The 18,251-nt window shown below is 42.5% G+C and carries 18 protein-coding genes; 15 read left to right on the forward strand and 3 right to left on the reverse strand.

Features of this window, described 5'->3' with window-relative positions; all coding sequences use genetic code 11:
• Window positions 1-963 carry an asparaginase gene (locus HMPREF1149_RS10900; protein WP_001124802.1) on the reverse strand — a complete coding sequence of 321 codons (963 nt, stop codon included), beginning with the start codon at window positions 961-963 and terminating at the stop codon, window positions 1-3.
• Between the two features lie 65 nt (window positions 964-1,028).
• Between HMPREF1149_RS10900 and HMPREF1149_RS10905 the strand changes: the two genes are divergently transcribed.
• Both HMPREF1149_RS10905 and HMPREF1149_RS10910 read left to right on the forward strand, forming a co-directional pair.
• Window positions 1,029-2,420, forward strand: coding sequence for a Cof-type HAD-IIB family hydrolase (locus HMPREF1149_RS10905; RefSeq protein ID WP_000453119.1), 1,392 nt, complete (start codon window positions 1,029-1,031; stop codon window positions 2,418-2,420).
• A 441-nt stretch (window positions 2,421-2,861) separates the two neighbouring features.
• Window positions 2,862-4,808, forward strand: a complete 1,947-nt coding sequence (locus HMPREF1149_RS10910; RefSeq protein ID WP_000731512.1) for a CAP domain-containing protein — start codon at window positions 2,862-2,864, stop codon at window positions 4,806-4,808.
• 123 nt (window positions 4,809-4,931) lie between these two features.
• On the opposite strand, the gene HMPREF1149_RS10915 is transcribed toward HMPREF1149_RS10910, so the two are convergent.
• The gene (locus HMPREF1149_RS10915; protein ID WP_000079164.1) at window positions 4,932-5,384 is read right to left on the reverse strand and encodes a universal stress protein; all 453 of its coding nucleotides are present in this window, start codon (window positions 5,382-5,384) and stop codon (window positions 4,932-4,934) included.
• 245 nt (window positions 5,385-5,629) lie between these two features.
• On the opposite strand from HMPREF1149_RS10915, the gene HMPREF1149_RS10920 reads away from it, so the two are divergent.
• On the forward strand, window positions 5,630-6,844 hold the full coding sequence (locus HMPREF1149_RS10920; protein ID WP_000657747.1) for a pyridoxal phosphate-dependent aminotransferase: 1,215 nt from the start codon (window positions 5,630-5,632) through the stop codon (window positions 6,842-6,844).
• A gap of 144 nt (window positions 6,845-6,988) precedes the next feature.
• The gene (rpmH, locus tag HMPREF1149_RS10925; RefSeq protein WP_000831902.1) at window positions 6,989-7,123 is read left to right on the forward strand and encodes a 50S ribosomal protein L34; all 135 of its coding nucleotides are present in this window, start codon (window positions 6,989-6,991) and stop codon (window positions 7,121-7,123) included.
• A 199-nt stretch (window positions 7,124-7,322) separates the two neighbouring features.
• On the opposite strand, the gene HMPREF1149_RS10930 is transcribed toward rpmH, so the two are convergent.
• On the reverse strand, window positions 7,323-9,167 hold the full coding sequence (locus HMPREF1149_RS10930) for an APC family permease (protein WP_000488827.1): 1,845 nt from the start codon (window positions 9,165-9,167) through the stop codon (window positions 7,323-7,325).
• Between the two features lie 149 nt (window positions 9,168-9,316).
• Between HMPREF1149_RS10930 and HMPREF1149_RS10935 the strand changes: the two genes are divergently transcribed.
• The 11 genes from HMPREF1149_RS10935 to purR all read left to right on the forward strand — a co-directional run bounded on the left by HMPREF1149_RS10935 (window position 9,317) and on the right by purR (window position 18,241).
• A complete protein-coding gene (locus HMPREF1149_RS10935; protein ID WP_000575647.1) occupies window positions 9,317-10,090 on the forward strand; it encodes a TatD family hydrolase in 774 nt (257 codons plus the stop codon).
• Window positions 10,090-10,653 (forward strand): ribonuclease M5, encoded by a 564-nt coding sequence (gene rnmV, locus HMPREF1149_RS10940; protein ID WP_000659988.1) that lies wholly within the window; start codon window positions 10,090-10,092, stop codon window positions 10,651-10,653. Before HMPREF1149_RS10935 ends, rnmV begins: the two co-directional genes overlap by 1 nt.
• A gap of 11 nt (window positions 10,654-10,664) precedes the next feature.
• Window positions 10,665-11,516 carry an SDR family NAD(P)-dependent oxidoreductase gene (locus HMPREF1149_RS10945; protein ID WP_000416622.1) on the forward strand — a complete coding sequence of 284 codons (852 nt, stop codon included), beginning with the start codon at window positions 10,665-10,667 and terminating at the stop codon, window positions 11,514-11,516.
• 227 nt (window positions 11,517-11,743) lie between these two features.
• Window positions 11,744-12,079 (forward strand): hypothetical protein, encoded by a 336-nt coding sequence (locus HMPREF1149_RS10950; protein ID WP_025170473.1) that lies wholly within the window; start codon window positions 11,744-11,746, stop codon window positions 12,077-12,079.
• Entirely contained in the window at window positions 12,076-12,948 is an 873-nt protein-coding gene (rsmA, locus tag HMPREF1149_RS10955; protein WP_001216875.1) for a 16S rRNA (adenine(1518)-N(6)/adenine(1519)-N(6))-dimethyltransferase RsmA, read from the forward strand. The genes HMPREF1149_RS10950 and rsmA overlap by 4 nt, the downstream gene beginning before the upstream one ends.
• A 1-nt stretch (window position 12,949) precedes the next feature.
• Complete coding sequence (gene rsgA / locus HMPREF1149_RS10960) at window positions 12,950-13,828, forward strand: ribosome small subunit-dependent GTPase A (protein ID WP_001161996.1); 879 nt, start codon at window positions 12,950-12,952, stop codon at window positions 13,826-13,828.
• A 10-nt stretch (window positions 13,829-13,838) separates the two neighbouring features.
• On the forward strand, window positions 13,839-14,495 hold the full coding sequence (gene rpe / locus HMPREF1149_RS10965; protein ID WP_000085000.1) for a ribulose-phosphate 3-epimerase: 657 nt from the start codon (window positions 13,839-13,841) through the stop codon (window positions 14,493-14,495).
• Window positions 14,458-15,120 (forward strand): thiamine diphosphokinase, encoded by a 663-nt coding sequence (locus HMPREF1149_RS10970; protein ID WP_001001244.1) that lies wholly within the window; start codon window positions 14,458-14,460, stop codon window positions 15,118-15,120. The genes rpe and HMPREF1149_RS10970 overlap by 38 nt, the downstream gene beginning before the upstream one ends.
• Before the next feature lies 1 nt (window position 15,121).
• Window positions 15,122-16,378, forward strand: a complete 1,257-nt coding sequence (rmuC, locus tag HMPREF1149_RS10975) for a DNA recombination protein RmuC (RefSeq protein WP_000450908.1) — start codon at window positions 15,122-15,124, stop codon at window positions 16,376-16,378.
• Entirely contained in the window at window positions 16,368-17,309 is a 942-nt protein-coding gene (locus HMPREF1149_RS10980) for a 3'-5' exoribonuclease YhaM family protein (protein WP_000703208.1), read from the forward strand. The genes rmuC and HMPREF1149_RS10980 overlap by 11 nt, the downstream gene beginning before the upstream one ends.
• 104 nt (window positions 17,310-17,413) lie before the next feature.
• On the forward strand, window positions 17,414-18,241 hold the full coding sequence (purR, locus tag HMPREF1149_RS10985) for a pur operon repressor (RefSeq protein ID WP_002874197.1): 828 nt from the start codon (window positions 17,414-17,416) through the stop codon (window positions 18,239-18,241).
• Window positions 18,242-18,251 lie beyond the last annotated feature (10 nt).

An 18,251-nucleotide genomic window follows, 5' to 3' on the forward strand; every position in this document is an offset into this window, starting at 1 on the left:
TTATCCTTCCATATAGTCTTTCAAAGCCTGTCCTTTTAATCCAGCATTAAGGGCAATTAATAATTTGAGGCGAGCTTTTTGAGCGTTGAGTTCTTTGACAAAGAAAACACCAGCTCGTTGCAACTGCACTCCTCCACCTTGGTAGGCGTAGACAGGTTCAGCAATGCCGTTAAAGCATCGTGAGACCAAGGCGACTGGAATTCCTTTTTGCAGGAGATTTTCCAACTTTTGAGCTGTTTCTTTGGGAACATTGCCTGCTCCAAAAGCCTGAATGACTAAGCCATCCAGTTGTTCCAAGTCTAACATATCGATCAGCTCGTCTGTCATACCTGCATAGGCTGAGATGATGGGAACCAGACCTTGAATATGCTCGAGATCAAACCGGACACGGGGTTCAGCCGTTTTAAAGTAGAGGATTTCTTGCTTCATGATGAGGCCAAGAGGTCCATGTGTTGGGGTTTGAAAGGTGCTGACGTTGGTCGTATGAGTTTTGGTAACATACTTGGCTGCGTGGATCTCGTCGTTCATGACAACCAGCACACCCTTGTCGGCTGCTTTATCATCACTGGCAACTCGCAGAGCGCTCAGATAGTTATATACACCGTCGCTACCAAGTTCATTAGAACTACGCATGGCCCCTGTTAGAACGATGGGGATGGGCGGAATTCTCATGGTATCAAGGAAGTAAGCTGTTTCTTCTAAGGTATCTGTACCATGTGTGATGACAACTCCATCGTAGTTGTCAGCTTCCTCTTTGATTTTATGATAGAGCGCAAGCATATGCTTGGGTTTGATATGAGGGCTTGGCAGATTAAAAAAGTCTAGGGCATGAACCTCAATCCCTTCAAGCGGATTGGAAACATGGTTCATGGGATTGTCCTGACTAGTTACAACTGCCCCAGTAGCGTCTGCTTGCATGGAAATAGTCCCACCTGTATGCAAAACAAGGATTTTCTTAGGCATGATTTAGTCACTCTTTCTGAAATGTGGTATAATCATTGTAACACAAAAGGGGAGAATGGGATAGGATGGAAGTCAAAGCTGTTTTTTTTGATATCGATGGAACGCTAGTCAACGATCGTAAGAGTGTTTTGAAATCCACTAAGGACGCGATTAAGATTGTCAAAGAGCAAGGTGTACTTGTCGGAGTAGCAACAGGACGAGGGCCGTTTTTTGTCAAGGAATTGATGGAAGACTTGGACTTGGATTTTGCGGTGACCTACAATGGCCAATACATTTTTAATAAGGAAAAGGTACTCTTTGCAAGTCCGATTGCTAAGTCAAGCCTGCGTCAACTGATTGCTTATGCTAAAAAGGAGCGTAAAGAAATCGCTCTTGGAACCGAGCATGCCGTTGTTGGTTCGAAAATTATGTCATTTGGTCTCGGCTCCTTTTCCCAACTGGTTAGTCGTTTTATTCCGACTGTGCTAACAAGAACCGTTAGTCGCTCTTTTAATCGGATGGTCAGCAAGGCAGTTCCTCAAAAGGAAGACGACTTGCTTAACTTGATTAATCAACCCATTTATCAAGTTTTGATGCTGATGACGCCAGAAGAATCTGAGAAAGCTGCAAGTGATTTTGAAGATTTGAAATTAACTCGAAGCAATCCTTTTGCAGCAGATATCATCAACCAAGGAAATTCTAAACTAGAAGGCATTCGCCGAGTCGGGAAAGAATATGGCTTTGATCTCAACCAAGTCATGGCCTTTGGTGATTCAGATAACGACCTGGAAATGTTAGCAGGTGTCGGTATGTCAGTCGCTATGGGAAATGGCAGTAGCAGTGCCAAAGAGGTTGCTAAACACATTACAGCAAGCAATCAACAAGATGGCATCCACAAGGCGCTTGAGCACTTTGGTGTTTTGGCTTCAGAAAAAGTGTTTGTCAGTCGGGACTACCACTTTAATAAAGTAAAGACCTTCCACCACACGATGGATGAACGAACTCAAGAAGAGCCACAAGCATGGGATGTTGAAGGTGCAACCCACCGCGCAGACTTTAAAATTGAAGAATTAGTAGAGTTTGTTCGCGCGGCAAGTTCTTCGGAGGAAGAATTCCAAGACTCCCTTGCAAGCATGCATGAGGCGCTTGATAAGGCAGCAGAGAAAGTGGCGAAAAAGACACCTGCGAAGCAAAATCTGGTTGGTCAAGTGGATGCTTTGATTGACACACTGTATTTCACGTACGGTAGTTTTGTTTTGATGGGAGTGGATCCAGAACGCATTTTTGATATTGTCCATGAAGCAAATATGGGGAAGGTTTTCCCTGATGGAAAAGCTCATTTTGACCCAGTCACGCACAAGATTTTAAAACCAGATGACTGGGAAGAAAAATATGCTCCAGAACCTGCCATTAAACAGGAGCTACAACGTCAGCTTAAGGCTTATGAGCGACATAAAGAAAGAAAAAATAAAAAATAAGAGAAAATTCTTTTCCCTGGATGAAAAATTCGGGGATCTTTTTGAATCTAAAAACCGAACGTTTATATGTACCACTAATTATTATAAGTATATTTATACTGAAAATAGAAAAGAAAGAATGAAAGGATAGTGAAAATAAAAAATAAGAAATTACGTTTTTGCAAAGAATATCAGAAACCGAGCCGGATTATTTGATATTTGAAACTTGATGTGTTAGAATAAATTCAGAAAGCGAATAAATATGAAATCCCTTATGTTGCTATAAAATGCTCTTTTATGAAAGGACAGAAAGTCAACTTGTTTATTTCAGGCCTGTTAACAAGCTGATGTGAAGAATTTACTCTAGTTTTGAGGTTTAGTTATAAAATTGTGCACAATTGCTTTCCAAATTTTTATTATTTTAATTTTCAAGTTTAAAAATTAAAGAATTAAGAGGTTGAAATGAAGAAAAAATATACCTATTTGACAGCTTCTGTTTTAACAGCTGTAACAATGCTTCCAACTTTTGCACCAAGTGAAGCTCACGCTGCTTACAATTGGAATGGAAATAATAGTTACTATACAAGAACTAGCCGCCGTTCAAGCAATCGTACTTCTAACCGTACTACTGCAAATCGTAGTCGCACATCAAACTATACTGTAAGAAGTTATGGCTACAACAGTTATTACCCAAGCTATAACTATGGCTACAATAGCTACTACCCAAGCTATAACTATGGATATGGTAGCTATTATCCAAGTTACAACTACGGTTACAATAATTGGAATAACTACTATGGCTATAGTAATGGTTATTATGGCTACAATAACTGGAATAACTATTATGGCGATGATAACAGTAGTAATTACTACGGCTACAACTATTGGAATAATTATTATGACTATGATAATGGCAGCAACTATTATGGTTACAACTATTGGAATAATTATAACAATCTTGCTAGCGATGAAAACTATATTTACTGGAATGGCAATCACTACTACCGTATGAACGATGGTAGCTACCGTATTTATCGTGACGGTCAGTGGAAACCTTTGACAAACAATAGTAACAACAACTCATCCACTAACAACTTGGAAAATGATCCGCATTATCGTTACGAAAATGGTTACCATTACTATGTATTGGACAATGGTGATTATTACTACTACCAAAATGGTAAGTGGGTATTGGTGAAAGATTCTGCTGATACAACACCAGCAGAACCAAAACCAGAACAACCAACAACTCCGGTTGAGCCAGCACAACCAAGTCAACCTGAAGTTCCTACTCCAACACCAGCAGAACCAGAGACTCCAACACCAGCTCCTAGTGATAAACCTGAAGAGCCAACAACACCAACTGAGCCAAAACCAGGACAACCAACAACTCCGGCTATCCCAGCAACGCCAGGTTTAGTAACGACTGATGAACCAAGTGAAAACCAAATTCCTGCCTATGTTGAAAAACCAGCTGAAGGATTGGAACACTTGGCTTGGGCACCAAATGGACAAACTCCTAAATTGGTTTACCCACCAGGAAAACCAGGAGACGAAGCTCTTAAGAATGATAAAAACTACTACTTCGACGGTAGTACACATTACTACTATGTACCATCTAACTCAGAGCGTACAGGTTACTCAGCATACTGGAAGTGGCTTGGAGGAAAATGGAAACTTCAAGGTATGACTGATCCAAACGATCCAGCTCTTGATCCGAAACTTCACGAAAATACTGCTGACGATGAATACATGTACAGTGATCAAAAGTCTAGCGTGAAACTCTATTCAACTAACCTAGTAACAACTGCCAAAGCAGGTCAACCATTACCATTCAAAAATGTTGAAGAATTTAAAAACTATGTCATCGAAAAAATGAATCCTAAGTTCCTTGATAACTCTGGTTGGGATGCTAAAGTTGAGTGGGAAATCGAAGATCCAGAAATCTTTGAGAAGACCAAAGAAAACCCATATGCTAAAGACTATGTCTTGGTCGCAAACCTCAAGAGTGGTGTTGAGGACAAGAAATACAGTGATGTAGAATTTGGTTATGTGAAGTTTATTTACCGCGTTGAAGCGACAAACGATACAAACTATGACTATGTTTCAAAAGCGAAAGAAGCTTTTGCTAAAATCAATGAAACTCGTAAAGCTCAAGGGTTGAAAGAATTGACTTGGTCGGAAGATATTTATCAAAATCAAGCACTTCCAAAAGTAAATGAAATCTCACGTCAGTATGATAGCGCAGGCTTTGTCGGACGTCGTGACGAAGATGCAGCTACTGTTGTTAAGAAATGGGCAAACAGTGGTTTGAGAGAATTGCTTCTTGATCCAAATGTCACAGAAGGGGCTGTAGCCACAGTCGTTGACGGAAACGGTGTATACTACTGGGCCTACAGTTACAAATAATTCGATCTTTTGGAATTGATCACTTTCTAAATAAGACAAAGGCTTTAAATAATTGTTTAAAGCCTTTTTGTGTAGATTAATCAGGGCAAACAAAAAGGAGTTCTAGGCTCCTTTTCTTACTATTTACAATGTTTTTTCACTTTCTCTTACGACCAGCAAATCGACTTTTGCATGGCGGAGAATATATTCAGATGAAGAACCGACTAAGAGGCGTTCAAAGGCATTGAGACCTGTAGCACCAACTAAAATCAAGTCAACATTTTCTGCGTCCGGAATCGTCCGAGCGAGGAGAGTTTTTGGATTTCCCATTTCGATGACGATGTGGATATCCGTTAAACCAGCGTCTTTTGCACGCTTTTCATACTCTTTCATCATACTTTCAGCATCGGCTTGGAGTTCTTCGTAAACTTCAGCATCAAAGGTAGATACGCTTTGAAGAGCGCGTGTGTCAATAACATGGACAATGGTGAGCTTGGATTCATTGCGTAGAGCAGTGTAAACACCTTTGACGAAAGCCAAGTCCGCTTCTTTAGAACCATCAATTGCGACCATAACATTTTGGTAACGTTGTGCCATAATGAAACCTCCTGAAATTTTCTTACTTTTATTGTAACCCTTTTCACTAAAGAAGTAAAGTAAAAATCATATTTTAAACCATATTGTTGGCCATAGACTTAGTAAGTATATAGAAATAAAAGAAAAGAGAATTGGTGAGAATTCCCATTGTCCATTTTTTTCTTTTGATTCCTTGTTTATGGAAGCTTGTCGCAGCGACTTTCTAGTGGTATAATGTTACTATCCTGACGAATTGAGGAAAAAAGATGAAAGAATTTAACAAATCTAGCAAGCTAGAGCATGTTGCTTATGATATCCGTGGTCCTGTTTTAGAAGAAGCCATGCGTATGCGAGCAAACGGAGAAAAGATTTTACGCCTGAATACAGGGAATCCAGCAGAATTTGGCTTTACAGCGCCAGATGAGGTCATTCATGACTTGATTATGAATGCGCGTGATAGTGAGGGATATTCTGATTCCAAAGGGATTTTCTCAGCCCGCAAGGCCATCATGCAGTATTGCCAACTGAAGAAATTCCCAAATGTGGATATTGATGATATTTACCTTGGAAATGGTGTCAGTGAACTGATTGTCATGTCCATGCAGGGGCTTTTGGACAATGGAGATGAGGTCTTGGTTCCTATGCCGGACTATCCTCTCTGGACAGCGGCTGTCAGCCTAGCTGGAGGAAATGCCGTCCACTATATCTGTGATGAGGCTGCAGAATGGTACCCAGATATTGACGATATCAAGTCAAAAATCACTTCAAATACCAAGGCTATTATTCTCATCAATCCAAATAATCCGACAGGAGCTCTCTATCCCAAGGAACTCTTGTTGGAGATTATTGAGATTGCCCGTCAAAACGATTTGATCATCTTTGCGGATGAAATTTATGATCGCATGGTGATGGATGGGCATGTGCATACGCCTGTGGCTAGCTTGGCACCAGATGTTTTCTGTGTCAGCATGAATGGTCTGTCAAAATCTCATCGCATCGCTGGTTTCCGTGTAGGATGGATGGTCTTGTCTGGTCCTAAGCACCATGTCAAGGGCTATATCGAAGGGCTCAATATGCTGTCCAATATGCGTCTTTGCTCTAACGTTTTGGCCCAGCAAGTCGTACAAACTTCACTAGGTGGGCACCAGTCAGTGGATGAATTGCTCCTTCCTGGTGGACGGATTTACGAGCAAAGAAACTTCATTTACAATGCCATTCAAGATATCCCAGGTTTGTCTGCGGTCAAGCCGAAGGCGGGTCTTTATATCTTCCCTAAAATCGACCGCAATATGTACCGCATTGATGATGATGAACAGTTTGTCCTCAATTTCTTGAAGCAAGAGAAGGTTCTCTTGGTTCATGGTCGCGGTTTTAACTGGCAAGAACCAGACCATTTCCGTATTGTTTATCTTCCTCGTGTAGATGAATTAGCACAAATCCAAGAAAAGATGACTCGTTTCTTGAAACAGTATCGTAGATAGGGCTTACATGAGAAAAAGCTGGAAACATTTGCCTAGAGCTATTGACAAAAGTATCAGAATCAGATAGAATAGTAAAGTATGTTTAGTAACTGATCACTTTATAGCCGGCTAAACGAATACAAAATCTATGAGGAGGTATTCATCGTGAAACGTACTTATCAACCAAGTAAAATTCGTCGTGCGCGCAAACACGGATTCCGTAACCGTATGTCAACTAAAAACGGTCGTCGCGTATTGGCAGCTCGTCGTCGTAAAGGACGCAAAGTTTTGGCTGCATAATCCAAACAAATTCAACAAAGAAGTCAGTAGGAACTCGAGTCTACTGGCTTTTGTTTTGCTCAACAAGTGTAGTTAGTGAAAGATTCATACATTTCAGTATAAGTTTTGTATCATGAAATAAGTCACTGATCTATAAGAAAATTTGAGAATTTTAGATAAAAAAGCTCAAAATCAAAAACAAATGATTTTGAGCTTTTGTTTATTCTTTTAAGTGATAAGAGTAGCTAGCGACAACGACGTCTTCGTGCCATCTGAGAGCGTATTTTAGTTTGAGGCTCATTTGATTGTGGAGGATATTTTGCCAAGGCTTGTTAGGGATGAACTGTGGGACAAGGACTGTAACAGTGTAGTTTTTTTGCTTAGCTTCTTGGGCGATTCGTTTGACATACTTAACGCTAGGGGTGATGATGTCGCGGTAGCTGGTGTTGATATTCTTCAGAGTGATATTTGGGAAGTAATCGGCAAATTCCTGAAGAATTTCTTGGTCTTTTTCTGCCGTTTCTTTAGTAGAAATGTGCATGGCTAACACTTCGTCACCGATACTTTGAGCGTAGTTAATGGCTCCGACACTTACTCGAGTAACATTTCCTACTAGGACAAGGACAAGGTTGCCGTCATAAGTGCGCTTTTCAATTCCTTCGTAGAGTCGTAGTTGTTTAGCCACCTTTTGGTAATGGTTGTGAATGGACAAAAAGAGGAAGGTTAAGACTAGAATAATTGGGAAGAATGGCCAGATATCACCCAGTCTGAAGAGGAGTAAAATGAGGACAATGGCATAACAAATGATGGCCCCAAGGATATTAGCGAAGGCAGATTTTAAGAAGTTTACTCCTTTTTCCTTTTTCCAATGGCGAATCATCCCAGTCTGAGAAAGGGCAAAGGGAACGAAGACCCCGATAGTATAAAGAGGAATCAAGCGTTCAGTATTCCCATTAAAAATGAGAAGAAGGATCATAGCCCCAAAGGCCAGAGTTAAGATACCGTTGGAGTAGCCAAGGCGATCCCCTTTTTCCATAAAGAGATGAGGCATGTACTTGTTTTTGGCCATATTGTAGGACAGCATAGGGAAGGCTGAAAAGCCAGTATTTGCAGCTACAGCTAGAATTAAGGCTGTTGAGAACTGGAAGAGATAGTAGCTAGCATGGCCAAAGAATGAATCACCAAGAATACCCTTGGCCATTTGCGAGAGGATGGTTTCTCCGTGTTGAGGCGTGATACCCATCCAGTAGTTTAGGAAGGTAATGCCTGCAAAAAGAAATCCTAAAATCAGCGACATGATGGTCAAAGTCTGAGCAGCATTCTTTTCTTTCGGAGTTTTAAAAAATGGTACCGCATTTGAAATAGCTTCAACCCCTGTCAGAGAGGCAGAGCCACTGGTAAAGGCTCTTAGTAGGAGAACGATGGAAAGACTCGGAACAGTTTGTCCAATGGTTGAAGTCGCCTGATAGTTTAGGGAACCTGTAAATAGTTGAAAGAACCCATAAAGTAAGAGAAAGACGGTACTGAAGATAAAGAGGTAGACGGGAATCATCAGAGAGCTGGCAGATTCTTTCAAGCCTCTTAAATTCAAGAGCATGAGCAGGCAGACTAGGAAAATAGAGATATGAAGATTGTAGGGATGGAGGGCAGGGATGGCTGCAGTAATAGCATCAGCTCCAGAAGCAACGGATACGGCTACTGTCAGCATATAGTCAACAAGGAGGCTGCCCCCTGCAATCAAGCCTAGTTCAGGGGAGAGGTTTTCCCGAGTGACCATATAAGCCCCACCACCTTGAGGATAGGCGTGGATGATTTGACGATAGGAAATGGTCAAACTAGCGAGCAGTAAGAGGACAAAAATACCGATAGGGAGGCTCCACCAAATGGCGAGAGGAGAGAGACTAACTAAAACGAGAATGACTTGTTCAGGCCCATAGGCAATAGAAGACAAGGCATCACTGGATAACATTGCAAGTGCCTGCATTTTTCCAAGTAATCCCCCTTCGCCGTCTGTGAGAGACTTGAGTGGTCGACCGATAAAGGTATATTTTAATTTTCTAAACATTTTCTTTTCCTTTGATGAAAATTTCAATAAGTGATATTATACTGCTTTGAAAAAGGGCAGTCAAGGGAGAATGACTGATTTTTGGATATTTTTCCAAGCCGAGGGATGCTATTTTTGGTATAATAGATGGAAGAATGAGGTTAGAAGAGATGATTTTTGATACGCACACACATTTAAATGTAGAAGAATTTGCAGGACGCGAGGCAGAAGAACTCGCCCTGGCTGCTGAGATGGGTGTGACTCGGATGAACATTGTTGGTTTTGATACACCGACCATTGAGCGAGCCCTAGAATTGACAGATGAGTATGAGCAACTCTACGCAACTATTGGCTGGCATCCGACGGAAGCAGGGACTTACACAGACGAGGTCGAAGCTTACTTGCTTGAAAAACTAAAACATCCCAAGGTCGTTGCCTTGGGGGAGATTGGTCTGGACTACCATTGGATGACAGCACCTAAGGAAGTGCAGGAGCAGGTTTTTCGCCGTCAGATTCAGTTGTCTAAGGATTTGAATTTGCCTTTTGTGGTCCATACCCGTGATGCGCTAGAAGATACTTATGAGATTATCAAGAGCGAGGGCGTTGGTCCTCGTGGTGGCATCATGCACTCATTCTCAGGTTCTTTGGAGTGGGCTGAGAAGTTTGTCGAGCTTGGCATGACCATTTCTTTCTCAGGTGTGGTGACCTTTAAGAAAGCGACGGATATCCAAGAGGCTGCTAGAGAACTTCCGTTAGACAAGATTTTGGTAGAAACGGATGCGCCCTATCTGGCTCCTGTTCCTAAACGTGGCCGTGAAAACAAAACAGCCTACACACGATACGTGGTGGACTTTATCGCCGACTTGCGTGGGATGACGACCGAGGAATTAGCAGCTATAACAACTGCAAATGCAGAGCGTATCTTTGGATTGGATAGCAAGTAATGAAAGAAAAAATTTCCCAAGTCATCGTGGTCGAAGGTCGCGATGATACGGCCAATCTCAAACGTTACTTTGATGTAGAGACCTATGAAACACGAGGTTCCGCAATAAATGACCAGGATATAGAGCGGATTCGTCGCCTGCATGAACTGCATGGAGTCATTGTCTTTACAGACCCTGACTTTAATGGGGAGCGCATTCGTCGCATGATTATGACGGCCATTCCAACAGTGCAGCATGCCTTTCTCAAGCGAGATGAAGCTGTTCCCAAATCTAAGTCCAAGGGACGTTCTCTGGGAATCGAACACGCCAGCTATGAAGATCTAAAAACAGCGCTGACTCAGGTGACAGAGCAATTTGAAAACGAGAACGAGTTTGACATCAGTCGTGGTGACTTGATTCGCCTAGGTTTCTTAGCGGGAGCAGACAGTCGTAGGCGCAGAGAGTATCTAGGCGAACAGCTCCGCATCGGCTATTCCAACGGTAAGCAACTCCTCAAGCGCTTAGAGTTGTTTGGCGTAACCTTGGCAGAAGTGGAAGAAGTTATGACAAAATATTCAATTTAAAGGAGTAAAGAATGGAAAAAGTAATTATTACCGGTGGTAACAGTGGCATCGGTTATCAAGCTGCAAGGCAGTTAGCTGAGAAAGGGTGGTCAGTGACCCTATTTTGTAGGCGGCAAGAGGCTGCCGAGCAAGCTTGTGAGGAAATTCGTCAGCAGACAGGAAATCCACATGTAGATTATATCTTGGCTGATTTATCTGATATGAAGAGTGTCAGGAAAGCAGCGGAACAGTATATTCAAAAAGAAGACGTTCTAGACGTTCTAATTAACAATGCAGCTGACTTTGATTTATCAGTCAAAAAGCCCATCCTGACTAAGGATAGACTAGAAAAACAATTTGCGACCAATGTTGTTGCGCCCTTCCTGCTTTCTTTCCTGTTGAAAGGTTTGTTGGAAAAGTCAGAGAGTGGACGGATTATTAATATTTCTTCCCAGGGGCTAGTGCTTTATCCCTTCATGAAACTTGATTTTGAAAATTTAGCTGGTCAAAAACATTACAGTCCTGCTAAGACTTATTATCAGAATAAATTAGCCTTGTTGATGCTGTCGCTTTATATGCGGGAACATTGGAAAGATATTAAAATTCAGGCAATTCGTGTGACCAATGTCAAAGTAGATATGCGCCGCTATAATCACCTCAGCGCTTTTATGAAAAATCTTTATAAAATCAAGTCAAGATTTTCGATTAGTCCTGAAGAAATGGCGAAAGTCTACACAGCCTTATCTACAGAAGACGGATATGACGGTTTTTTGTATGACGAGAAATGTAGGGAAGTAAAGGCAAATAGATCTGCTTACGAAGAAGAGGAGCAAGCAAAACTTTATTCCTTACTTGAGCAATTGACTTTTTCAAACGATGAATGATAAAGATTTTAAAAAATAGAACAGATTTTACAAGTTGTTTCAATAGTGAGTGAAAATTCCGTATATGGAGTTGTTTGATGTGTTCCTAATGAAAATGGAAGAAGCCAGGATAAGTTAAGGGATGTTAAATAGTTCCTCGTATATATGACGATGTATTATAGTTGATTTATTTCTAGGGCTATTTATTTTGATAGCGTTAAAATAGAAACTTATAAGGACAGTGCGAAATGAAAATTCGAGTTAATAGAGATTCTGTATGTATGGGGGACGATGTATTGCCTCATGAGACAGAATTTGAGATTCCTGAAGATATGACGGTGAAAGAATTTTTTGACTTTCTAGAAAAGGAACGTTATTTGCCGTCTGTTCAAGGAAACAATGTCGCTTGGGAACTCCGTAATCGAAATGGGGAACAAGGTGTTTATTTCACCAAAACACGAGAGATTATTCATCCAGATGCGGTCTTAAAAGAGATGTTGGAAGGAATTACTGAGACTCCCTTATTTGTTTTGCTCTATCATTATACCCCGGAAGCATACTATATTAGAAAAGAGAATAGATGAGAATTGCAGATTATAGCGTGACCAAGGCAGTGCTGGAGCGTCACGGTTTTACCTTTAAAAAGTCCTTCGGGCAAAATTTCCTGACGGATACCAATATCCTTCAAAAAATCGTGGATACAGCTGAAATTGATGATCAGGTTAACGTTATCGAAATCGGGCCAGGGATTGGTGCCTTGACAGAATTTTTGGCTGAGCGTGCAGCTCAAGTCATGGCATTTGAGATCGACCACCGTTTGGTACCGATTTTGGCAGATACCCTGCGTGATTTTGACAATGTAACAGTAGTCAACGAGGACATTCTCAAAGTTGACTTGGCGCAGTATATCAAGAATTTCAAAAATCCTGAATTGCCGATTAAGGTAGTTGCCAATTTGCCCTACTACATTACGACTCCTATTCTCATGCATTTAATCGAGAGTGGCATTCCTTTTAGTGAGTTTGTCGTCATGATGCAAAAAGAAGTGGCGGATCGCATCTCAGCACAGCCCAATACCAAAGCTTACGGTAGTTTGTCGATTGCTGTTCAATATTACATGACAGCCAAGGTTGCCTTCATCGTGCCTCGTACGGTCTTTGTGCCAGCCCCAAATGTGGACTCAGCCATTTTAAAAATGGTGCGCCGTCCAGAGCCTGCTGTAGCAGTGGAAGACGAGAACTTTTTCTTTAAGGTTTCCAAGGCTAGTTTCACCCATCGTCGCAAGACCTTATGGAATAACTTAACAGGCTACTTTGGCAAGACTGATGAAGTCAAGGAAAAGTTGACCAAGGCTTTGGATCAGGCAGGCTTGTCTCCATCTGTGCGTGGGGAAGCACTTAGCTTGGAAGAATTTGCTAGCCTTTCAGATGCGCTTAAAGGACAAGGACTCTAAGATGCAGGGACAAATCATTAAAGCCTTGGCGGGATTCTACTATGTGGAGAGTGATGGTCAGGTTTATCAGACACGTGCGCGTGGGAATTTCCGTAAAAAAGGCCATACACCCTACGTCGGGGACTGGGTAGATTTTTCTGCCGAGGAAAATTCAGAGGGCTATATCCTCAAGATACACGAACGGAAAAACAGTCTGGTTCGTCCGCCTATTGTCAATATCGATCAGGCTGTGGTAATCATGTCCGTCAAGGAACCGGACTTCAACAGCAACTTGCTGGATCGGTTCTTGGTTCTTTTGGAGCATAAGAGCATCCATCCTATTGTTTATATTTCTAAAATGGACTTGCTGGAAGATAGAGGAGAACTGGATTTTTACCAGCAGACTTACGGCGCCATTGGTTACGACTTTGTGACCAGTAAGGAGGAACTTTTGCCCTTGTTAACAGGCAAGGTTACGGTCTTTATGGGGCAGACAGGTGTTGGGAAGTCAACCCTTCTCAATAAAATCGCACCGGACCTTAATCTTGAAACAGGAGAAATCTCAGATAGTCTAGGTCGTGGTCGCCATACCACTCGAGCTGTTAGTTTTTACAACCTTAATGGAGGTAAAATCGCAGACACGCCAGGCTTTTCATCACTGGATTATGAAGTGTCAACGGCTGAAGACCTCAATCAGGCCTTTCCAGAGATTGCTAGTGTCAGTCGAGATTGTAAGTTCCGTACTTGTACCCATACCCATGAACCGTCCTGTGCGGTTAAGCCGGCTATAGAAGAAGGCGCTATTGCGACCTTCCGTTTTGACAACTACCTGCAATTCCTCAGTGAAATTGAAAATCGCAGAGAAACCTATAAAAAAGTCAGCAAAAAAATTCCAAAATAAGGAGAAACCTATGTCTCAATACAAGATTGCTCCGTCAATTCTGGCAGCAGATTATGCCAACTTTGAACGTGAAATCAAACGCCTAGAAGCAACTGGGGCAGAGTATGCCCATATCGATATCATGGATGGGCACTTTGTACCACAAATCAGTTTTGGTGCAGGTGTGGTTGAAGCTCTTCGCCCCCATAGCAAGATGGTCTTTGACTGCCACTTGATGGTATCAAATCCTGAGCATCATCTAGAAGATTTTGCGCGTGCAGGAGCGGATATCATCAGTATCCATGTGGAAGCAACGCCTCATATCCATGGCGCCCTCCAAAAAATTCGCTCTCTCGGTGTTAAACCTTCTGTGGTTATCAATCCTGGGACACCTGTCGAGGCGATTAAGCATGTTCTTCATCTAGTTGATCAAGTCTTGGTCATGACGGTTAACCCTGGATTTGGTGGGCAAACTTTTCTGCCTGAAACCATGGACAAGGTTCGTGAGTTGGTTGCCCTTCGTGAGGAAAAAGGTTTGAGCTTTGAGATCGAAGTCGATGGTGGGATTGATGTTCAAACCATTTCTCAGGCTAAAGAAGCTGGTGCTACCGTTTTTGTAGCAGGGTCTTATGTCTTTAAGGGAGATGTCAATGAACGAGTGCAAACTCTCAGAAAACAATTGGACTAGGGTTGCCGTTTTTGCCGGCGGAGATCGCGGTCATTATCGGACGGATTTTGATTGCTTTGTCGGTGTGGATCGAGGCTCGCTCTGGGTCTTGGAAGAAGACCTTCCTCTCGACCTAGCAGTTGGAGATTTTGATTCGGTGACTGCAGACGAACGTCAGTTGATTCAAAAACGTGCCCAGCATTTTGTTCAAGCCCAGCCAGAAAAGGATGATACGGATCTGGAACTAGCACTTTTAACGATTTTTGAAAAAAATCCTCAAGCCCAAGTGACCATTTTTGGGGCTTTGGGTGGTCGTATTGATCATATGCTGGCTAATGTCTTTCTGCCTAGCAATCCCAAGTTGGCACCCTATATGCGCCAGATAGCGATTGAGGATGGGCAAAATGTGATTGCCTATTGTCCAGAAGGGACCAGTCAGCTAGAGCCCCGTTCAGACTACGATTATCTAGCCTTTATGCCAGTTCGGGATAGCCAGCTGACTATTCTTGGTGCCAAGTACGAATTGACAGAGGAGAATTTTTTCTTTAAAAAAGTGTACGCTTCTAACGAATATATAGATAGGGAAGTTGCGGTAACTTGCCCAGATGGCTATGTCGTCGTGCTGCATAGCAAGGACAGGAGGTAGGATGGAGACTGTATTACTACTATTATTAATTGCCAACCTAGCTGGGCTCTTTCTGATTTGGCAAAGGCAGGATAAGCAAGACAAATACCTAGCCAAGAGTTTGGAGGATCAGGCAGACAATCTTTCAGATCAACTGGATTACCGCTTTGAACAAGCAAGACAAGTCAGCCAGCTGGATCAAAAAGATTTGGAAGTGGCTGTCAGTGACCGCTTGCAGGAAGTACGAATGGAATTGCACCAAGGCCTGACGCAAGTTAGACAGGAGATGAACGAGAATCTCCTTCAAACCAGAGATAAGACCGACCAACGTCTCCAAGCCCTGCAGGAGTCCAATGAGCAACGTTTGGAACAAATGCGTCAAACTGTCGAGGAAAAGTTAGAAAAGACCTTGCAGACGCGCTTGCAGGCTTCCTTTGAGACAGTTTCAAAGCAACTAGAGTCTGTCAATCGAGGTTTGGGAGAAATGCAGACAGTTGCCCGCGATGTTGGTGCCCTCAACAAGGTTCTCTCTGGGACCAAGACGCGAGGCATTCTGGGAGAATTGCAACTGGGGCAAATCATTGAAGACATCATGACACCTGCCCAGTACGAACGAGAATTTGCAACGGTTGAAAACTCTAGCGAGCGAGTAGAGTACGCCATCAAGTTGCCTGGGCAAGGCGACCAGGAATACGTCTATTTACCGATTGACTCCAAGTTTCCACTGGCGGATTATTACCGCTTAGAAGAAGCTTATGAAGCAGGCGATAAGGACGAAATCGAACGTTGTCGCAAGTCACTCCTAGCAAGCGTCAAGCGCTTTGCCAAGGATATCAAGAGCAAGTACATAGCGCCACCTCGGACGACCAATTTTGGAGTCTTGTTTGTTCCGACAGAAGGTCTTTATTCAGAGATTGTTCGCAATCCGGTCTTCTTTGATGATTTGAGGCGGGAGGAGCAGATTATTGTCGCAGGTCCAAGTACCCTATCAGCCCTGCTCAACTCCCTATCGGTTGGCTTCAAAACTCTCAATATCCAAAAGAGTGCCGACCATATCAGCAAGACTCTTGCCAGCGTCAAGACCGAGTTTGGCAAGTTTGGTGGCATTCTGGTCAAAGCACAAAAGCATCTCCAACATGCCTCTGGCAATATTGATGAATTATTAAACCGTCGTACCACAGCTATCGAGCGGACGCTCCGTCACATTGAATTATCAGAAGGTGAGCCTGCGCTTGATCTACTCCATTTCCAAGAAGATGAGGAAGAATATGAAGATTAGTCACATGAAAAAAGATGAGCTGTTTGAAGGTTTTTACCTGATTAAGTCAGCTGACCTGAGACAGACACGAGCTGGGAAAAACTACCTAGCCTTTACCTTCCAAGACGATAGTGGCGAGATTGAAGGGAAACTCTGGGATGCCCAACCTCATAACGTTGAGGCCTTTACCGCTGGGAAAGTTGTCCACATGCAGGGACGCAGAGAAGTCTATAATAATACTCCTCAAGTCAATCAAATTACGCTTCGTTTACCTCAACCTGGGGAACCCAATGATCCAGCTGACTTCAAGGTCAAGTCACCAGTCGATGTCAAGGAAATCCGTGACTACATGTCGCAAATGATTTTCAAGATTGAAAATCCTGTCTGGCAACGTATCGTGCGTAGTCTCTACACCAAGTACGATAAGGAATTCTACTCCTATCCAGCTGCCAAGACCAACCACCATGCCTTTGAAACGGGTTTGGCCTATCATACAGCAACCATGGTGCGCTTGGCAGATGCCATTAGCGAGATCTATCCTCAGCTCAATAAGAGCCTCCTCTATGCCGGGATTATGCTGCATGATTTGGCCAAGGTTATTGAGTTGACGGGACCAGACCATACGGAGTATACAGTGCGAGGCAATCTCATCGGCCATATAGCCCTCATCGATAGCGAAATTACCAAGACAGTCATGGAACTGGGCATTGATGATACTAGAGAAGAAGTGATGCTACTGCGCCATGTCATCCTCAGTCACCATGGCTTGCTGGAGTATGGAAGTCCAGTCCGTCCACGCATTATGGAGGCAGAGATTATTCATATGATTGACAATCTAGATGCCAGCATGATGATGATGTCAACGGCTCTAGCTTTGGTGGACAAAGGAGAGATGACCAATAAAATCTTCGCTATGGACAATCGTTCCTTCTATAAACCAGATTTAGATTAATAATTTAAGAAAAACGAGCATTTTTTACGCAATAATGTTCGTTTTTTTATGTGAATATGGTATAATGGATAAAATATTAAAATTAAATGGAATGGTAAATAAAAATGAAATTAAGAAGAAGTGATCGGATGGTTGTCATTTCCAACTATTTGATTAATAATCCATACAAACTAACAAGTCTCAATACCTTTGCAGAAAAGTACGAATCTGCCAAATCCTCTATCTCAGAGGATATCGTGATTATCAAGCGTGCCTTTGAGGAAATTGAAATCGGTCATATTCAGACTGTGACTGGAGCAGGTGGTGGCGTTATCTTTACACCATCAATCTCGAGTCATGAAGCCAAAGAAATGATCGCAGACTTGCGTGACAAACTTTCAGAAAGCGACCGTATCTTGCCAGGTGGCTACATCTACCTGTCTGATTTGCTCAGTACACCTGCCATTTTGAAAAATATTGGGCGCATCATTGCCAAGAGCTTTATGGACCAAAAAATCGATGCCGTTATGACAGTAGCAACAAAAGGTGTGCCACTCGCAAATGCAGTTGCCAATGTCCTCAATGTTCCATTTGTCATTGTGCGCCGTGACTTGAAAATTACCGAAGGTTCAACGGTCAGCGTCAACTATGTATCAGGTTCCAGCGGTGACCGCATTGAGAAAATGTTCCTTTCAAAACGCAGCCTCAAGGCAGGCAGTCGTGTCTTGATTGTGGATGACTTTTTGAAAGGCGGCGGAACTGTCAACGGGATGATTAGTCTCTTGCGTGAGTTCGACTCTGAACTAGCCGGTGTCGCAGTCTTTGCAGATAATGCCCAAGAAGAACGTGAAAAGCAGTTTGATTACAAGTCACTCTTGAAAGTAACCAATATTGATGTCAAGAACCAATCCATCGATGTTGAGATTGGAAATATCTTTGACGAAGACAAATAAGAGATAGAAC

This window comes from Streptococcus sp. BS35b (genome assembly GCF_000286475.1).
GTDB classification, from domain to species: Bacteria; Bacillota; Bacilli; order Lactobacillales; family Streptococcaceae; genus Streptococcus; species Streptococcus oralis_W.

Coding starts and splice junctions, on each gene's coding strand:
- HMPREF1149_RS10905 (WP_000453119.1), top strand. CDS start 1,029: ATGGAAGTCAAAGCTGTTTTTTTTGATATCGATGGAACGCTAGTCAAC.
- HMPREF1149_RS10910 (WP_000731512.1), top strand. CDS start 2,862: ATGAAGAAAAAATATACCTATTTGACAGCTTCTGTTTTAACAGCTGTA.
- HMPREF1149_RS10945 (WP_000416622.1), top strand. CDS start 10,665: ATGGAAAAAGTAATTATTACCGGTGGTAACAGTGGCATCGGTTATCAA.
- HMPREF1149_RS10935 (WP_000575647.1), top strand. CDS start 9,317: ATGATTTTTGATACGCACACACATTTAAATGTAGAAGAATTTGCAGGA.
- purR (WP_002874197.1), top strand. CDS start 17,414: ATGAAATTAAGAAGAAGTGATCGGATGGTTGTCATTTCCAACTATTTG.
- HMPREF1149_RS10930 (WP_000488827.1), bottom strand. CDS start 9,167: ATGTTTAGAAAATTAAAATATACCTTTATCGGTCGACCACTCAAGTCT.
- rsmA (WP_001216875.1), top strand. CDS start 12,076: ATGAGAATTGCAGATTATAGCGTGACCAAGGCAGTGCTGGAGCGTCAC.
- rpe (WP_000085000.1), top strand. CDS start 13,839: ATGTCTCAATACAAGATTGCTCCGTCAATTCTGGCAGCAGATTATGCC.
- rmuC (WP_000450908.1), top strand. CDS start 15,122: ATGGAGACTGTATTACTACTATTATTAATTGCCAACCTAGCTGGGCTC.
- HMPREF1149_RS10950 (WP_025170473.1), top strand. CDS start 11,744: ATGAAAATTCGAGTTAATAGAGATTCTGTATGTATGGGGGACGATGTA.
- HMPREF1149_RS10970 (WP_001001244.1), top strand. CDS start 14,458: ATGAACGAGTGCAAACTCTCAGAAAACAATTGGACTAGGGTTGCCGTT.
- HMPREF1149_RS10980 (WP_000703208.1), top strand. CDS start 16,368: ATGAAGATTAGTCACATGAAAAAAGATGAGCTGTTTGAAGGTTTTTAC.
- HMPREF1149_RS10920 (WP_000657747.1), top strand. CDS start 5,630: ATGAAAGAATTTAACAAATCTAGCAAGCTAGAGCATGTTGCTTATGAT.
- rsgA (WP_001161996.1), top strand. CDS start 12,950: ATGCAGGGACAAATCATTAAAGCCTTGGCGGGATTCTACTATGTGGAG.
- HMPREF1149_RS10900 (WP_001124802.1), bottom strand. CDS start 963: ATGCCTAAGAAAATCCTTGTTTTGCATACAGGTGGGACTATTTCCATG.
- rnmV (WP_000659988.1), top strand. CDS start 10,090: ATGAAAGAAAAAATTTCCCAAGTCATCGTGGTCGAAGGTCGCGATGAT.
- HMPREF1149_RS10915 (WP_000079164.1), bottom strand. CDS start 5,384: ATGGCACAACGTTACCAAAATGTTATGGTCGCAATTGATGGTTCTAAA.